The organism is Streptomyces sp. (assembly GCF_050698815.1).
GTDB lineage: Bacteria > Actinomycetota > Actinomycetes > Streptomycetales > Streptomycetaceae > Streptomyces.
Window position 1 is genome coordinate 1 of sequence record NZ_JBOHCV010000670.1, and the last position, 3,733, is coordinate 3,733.

General features: G+C 71.6%; 5 protein-coding genes. 3 read left to right on the forward strand and 2 right to left on the reverse strand.

Translation table 11 applies throughout. From position 1 onward, the window contains the following. Both ACRDP3_RS24060 and ACRDP3_RS24065 read right to left on the reverse strand, forming a co-directional pair. Positions 1-763: sensor domain-containing protein (locus tag ACRDP3_RS24060; RefSeq protein WP_431519092.1), on the reverse strand; the 763-nt coding region annotated here is incomplete at its 3' end. A 172-nt stretch (positions 764-935) separates the two neighbouring features. Continuing rightward, positions 936-1,730 (reverse strand): S1 family peptidase, encoded by a 795-nt coding sequence (locus ACRDP3_RS24065; protein WP_431519093.1) that lies wholly within the window; start codon positions 1,728-1,730, stop codon positions 936-938. A gap of 307 nt (positions 1,731-2,037) precedes the next feature. Here ACRDP3_RS24065 and ACRDP3_RS24070 point away from each other — a divergent pair, with 307 nt between their 5' ends. The 3 genes from ACRDP3_RS24070 to ACRDP3_RS24080 form a co-directional block, all read left to right on the forward strand. Next, positions 2,038-2,409, forward strand: coding sequence for an NADH-quinone oxidoreductase subunit A (locus ACRDP3_RS24070; RefSeq protein WP_431519094.1), 372 nt, complete (start codon positions 2,038-2,040; stop codon positions 2,407-2,409). Next, positions 2,400-3,002 carry an NADH-quinone oxidoreductase subunit B gene (locus ACRDP3_RS24075; protein ID WP_431519095.1) on the forward strand — a complete coding sequence of 201 codons (603 nt, stop codon included), beginning with the start codon at positions 2,400-2,402 and terminating at the stop codon, positions 3,000-3,002. The genes ACRDP3_RS24070 and ACRDP3_RS24075 overlap by 10 nt, the downstream gene beginning before the upstream one ends. Before the next feature lie 53 nt (positions 3,003-3,055). Then, a partial coding sequence (locus tag ACRDP3_RS24080; protein WP_431519096.1) for an NADH-quinone oxidoreductase subunit C occupies positions 3,056-3,733 on the forward strand: 678 nt, incomplete at its 3' end.

Below are 3,733 nucleotides of genomic sequence, written 5' to 3' on the forward strand. Positions count from 1 at the left end.
CGTCGACGAGGGCTGCGGCGGCTTCGGGGTCCTCGAGGAGCTTTTCCCTGGCGAGGCCGAGGTCCATGGCGAGGGCGACGAGGCGGGCCTGTGCGCCGTCGTGCAGGTCTCGTTCGATGCGGCGCAGGTCGGCGGTGGCGGTGTCGGCGACCGAGCCGCGGTCCGACTCCAGTTCGGCGATGCGCCGCTCCATCTCGTCGGACGGCGACAACAGGCCCCGTACCAGCGCCCGGTCCACATTGGTCAGTCCGCGCGCCAGCCAGGGCAGCACCGGCCAGCCGACGATCAGACCGGGCAGCATCAGGGCGAAGGTGAACCAGCCCCAGGGCAGCCGGATGAAGAAATAGAGCGCGTGCCGCCACGCCACCGAGTCCTTCACCTGCGCCCACAGCCAGGGAAAGAAGCCGGGCTCACCCGGGCGCAGCGGACTCGGCTCCTCGACGCGTACCCGCAGCAGCGCGCGGGCCCGGGCGCGCTCGAGCCGCCCCAGCCCGCGGCAGCCGAGCAGCCCCAGGGCGAGCAGCGGCAGCCCGACGACCGTGACCGAGAGCAGCGCGCCGGCGTAGATGCAGACCGAGATGTAGACGAAACACAGCAGGTCGACCGGCAGATTGCTGAGGAGATGGGCGACCTCGCGCCAGGTCTGCGCGCTGAACACCGGCCGCGGCGGCGGAAGACGGCCGTCACCGGCGTCCAGGAACTCCTGGGCGCCGTGGACGTCCTGGTCGTCCGTGCTGCCGTGGGGATGCGTGCTCGCGGTCATGTGCCAAGCGTGCCCGGCGGCGAGGGGCGGCGCCATGGGGTGCGGAGGGGGTTCGCCGTTAGGGATAACCCCACCCTGTTCCGCTCCCGCCCCCGCCGCACGACAACGCCCGCGTGTGCGTACGGGCGCACACGCGGGCGTCGTCGGATGGCCGGTGAGGACCGGGGCTGTGTCAGCCCAGTTGGCCCGCTCCCGCCTTGATGTCCGCGGCGAAGGTGCTCACCTCGGTGTAGACGCCGGGCTTGCCGGGCCGCGCGCAGCCCTCGCCCCAGCTGACGATGCCGACCTGGAGCCACTCGCCGGCCTCGTCCTTACGGAACATGGGGCCGCCGGAGTCGCCCTGGCAGCTGTCCACGCCGCCCTGGTCCATGAGTCCCGCGCACAGCTCCTCGCCGGGGACCAGCTCGGCGTAGGCGCCCTTGCAGGTGTCGTCGTCCACGAAGGGCACGGTCGCCTTGAGCATCTTCTGCTGCTGTTGGCCGCCCTCCACGTCCGCGCCCCAGCCGGCGATGGTGAAGTCGCCGTTGTTGCCGGCGTCGTTCTCGGCGATCTTCAGGGTGGGCTGGTCGATGGGCTCGGCGAGCTTGATGAGCGCCCAGTCCTTGCCCGTGCCGTTGTAGCCGGGGGCCTGCAGGACCTCGGTGGACTTGACCGAGACGGCCGCGGGGTCGTCGAGGTCGACCACGCCGCCGGTGGCGGTGATGCCGGTGTTCGGGCCGCTGCCGTCCACGCAGTGGGCGGCGGTGAGGACGACGTCCTTGGCGTAGAGGGCGCCGCCGCAGCCCATCGACAGCCGCACCATCCAGGGGAATTCACCCTGCTCGGCGGGCGTGCCGCCGACTATCCTCGTGCTCGGCTCGTCCGGGGTGCCCGCCATGGCGGCGCCGGCGGGCTGCAGGCTCACGGCGGCGAGCGCGACGGCGGCGGTGGCGACGGCTCTCGCGAACAGCTTGCGTCGGTTCTGCATGGTTGTTTCCTCTCGTGGGGGGCTACGCGCGTAGTCATGGGGAAAGGCGCAGGCCGAATTCCCCACGACAATCGGGGGGTTGGTCAGGTCCCCGACAAACGTTGTGTGATTCTCTGCCCGGTGCGCGCGGCCTGGCAAGGGGCGGTTTCCGGCGGCAACGGCCCCATAAAGGGGCACTCGCGGCATGCGTTTCCCTTCCCGGTTCCACAAGGTCCTGCCAGGCGAAAGCTTGTGGGGACTCCCTCATCTAGACTCCCTGCCTGGACTGCGAGTGAGCTGGCGAGTGAGTGAGTGAGGGCGGGCAGACGTGCCGGACTATTTCCACGGCTATACGGTCGTCGGGCTGGTCGCGGTGGTCGGAGTGCTCTTCGTCGCCGTGGCCTTCGGCGCCGGCCGGCTGCTGCGGCCGGTGGTGCCGACCCGGGAGAAGATGCTGACGTACGAGTGCGGGGTCGACCCCGTGGGCGAGGGCTGGGCGCACACCCAGATCCGCTACTACGTCTACGCGTTCCTGTACGTGATCTTCGCTGTGGACTCGGTCTTCCTGTTCCCGTGGGCGACGGTCTTCGCGGCGCCCGGCTTCGGCGGCATCACGCTGGTGGAAATGTTCATTTTTCTCGGCTTCCTGGCCGTGGGTTTGCTGTACGCATGGAAGAAGGGCGTCCTGGAATGGACGTAACGCATACGACGACGGACCTTCCCGAGCCTCGCAGGCTCGGGCCACTGGCCCGGCTCGCCCCGGAACCGATGAAGGTGATCCTCAACTGGGGCCGCCGCTACAGCCTGTGGGTCTTCAACTTCGGACTCGCCTGCTGCGCCATCGAGTTCATCGCCGCGTCGATGGCCCGGCACGACTTCATCCGCCTCGGCGTCATCCCCTTCGCGCCCGGGCCCCGGCAGGCGGACCTGATGGTGGTGTCCGGCACGGTGACGGACAAGATGGCGCCCGCCGTCAAGCGGCTCTACGAGCAGATGCCGGAGCCGAAGTACGTGATCTCCTTCGGCGCCTGCTCCAACTGCGGCGGCCCGTACTGGGATTCGTACTCCGTGACGAAGGGCGTCGACCAGATCATCCCGGTCGACGTCTACGTGCCGGGCTGCCCGCCGCGGCCCGAGGCGCTGCTGCAAGGGGTGCTCAAGCTGCAGGAGAAGATCGCGCGGGAGTCGACGGCCGAGCGGTACGCCGGTGAGGCCGTGGGCGGGCGCCCGTCCGCCGCCGCGCTGAGCAGCCCGCTGGTGACACCCCCGGGCGCGGAGGAGAGCGACCGGTGACGGAGTCCAGCGAGCCGGCTGAGCGGGCGGATCCGGCGGAACCCGTGGAGCCCGTGGAGCCGGCGGAACCCGTAGAGGCGGCCGGGCGCGTGGGCTGGCTGCCGCGTGGTGCGGAGGCGCTGTTCGGTGCCGGCGCGCGTGCCGAGGAGGCGTACGGTCTGCTGACCGTCGACGTTCCCGCCGCATCCTGGATCCCGGCCCTGGAAGCGGCCCGGGACGTGCTCGGCTGCGGCTTCTTCGACTGGCTGAGCGCCGTGGACGAACCCGGGACCGGGTTCCGCGTCTGCGCACACGTCGTCGCGCTGCCCCCGGCGCCGGGCGGCGCCGTGCGCCGGCTGCTGCTCCGCACGACCGTGCCGCACGAGACGCCCGTACTCCCCACCGCGACCGGGGTCTACGCGGGCGCTGCCTGGCACGAGCGGGAGACCCACGAGATGTTCGGAGTGGACTTCACCGGTCACGCGCACCTCGCGCCGCTGCTGCTGCCCGACGCCTTCGAGGGGCATCCGCTGCGCAAGGACTTCGTGCTCGCCGCGCGCGTCGCCAAGGCATGGCCCGGGGCGAAGGAGCCCGGCGAGTCCGGGCACGGCGGTCCGAAGCGCCGCCAGATGCTGCCGCCCGGCGTGCCCGACCCCAACGAGTGGGGGCCGCTCAAGGGCCAGCTCCCGCCGGTTCCCTCCCGCCCCGCCCGCGGCCGTACGCGCGGGGCGGCGGGCGCGGAGGGCGCAGGC

Bases quoted from the DNA above. Each gene is read 5' to 3' on its own strand.
- ACRDP3_RS24065 (WP_431519093.1), bottom strand. From the start codon at position 1,730: ATGCAGAACCGACGCAAGCTGTTCGCGAGAGCCGTCGCCACCGCCGCC.
- ACRDP3_RS24075 (WP_431519095.1), top strand. From the start codon at position 2,400: ATGGACGTAACGCATACGACGACGGACCTTCCCGAGCCTCGCAGGCTC.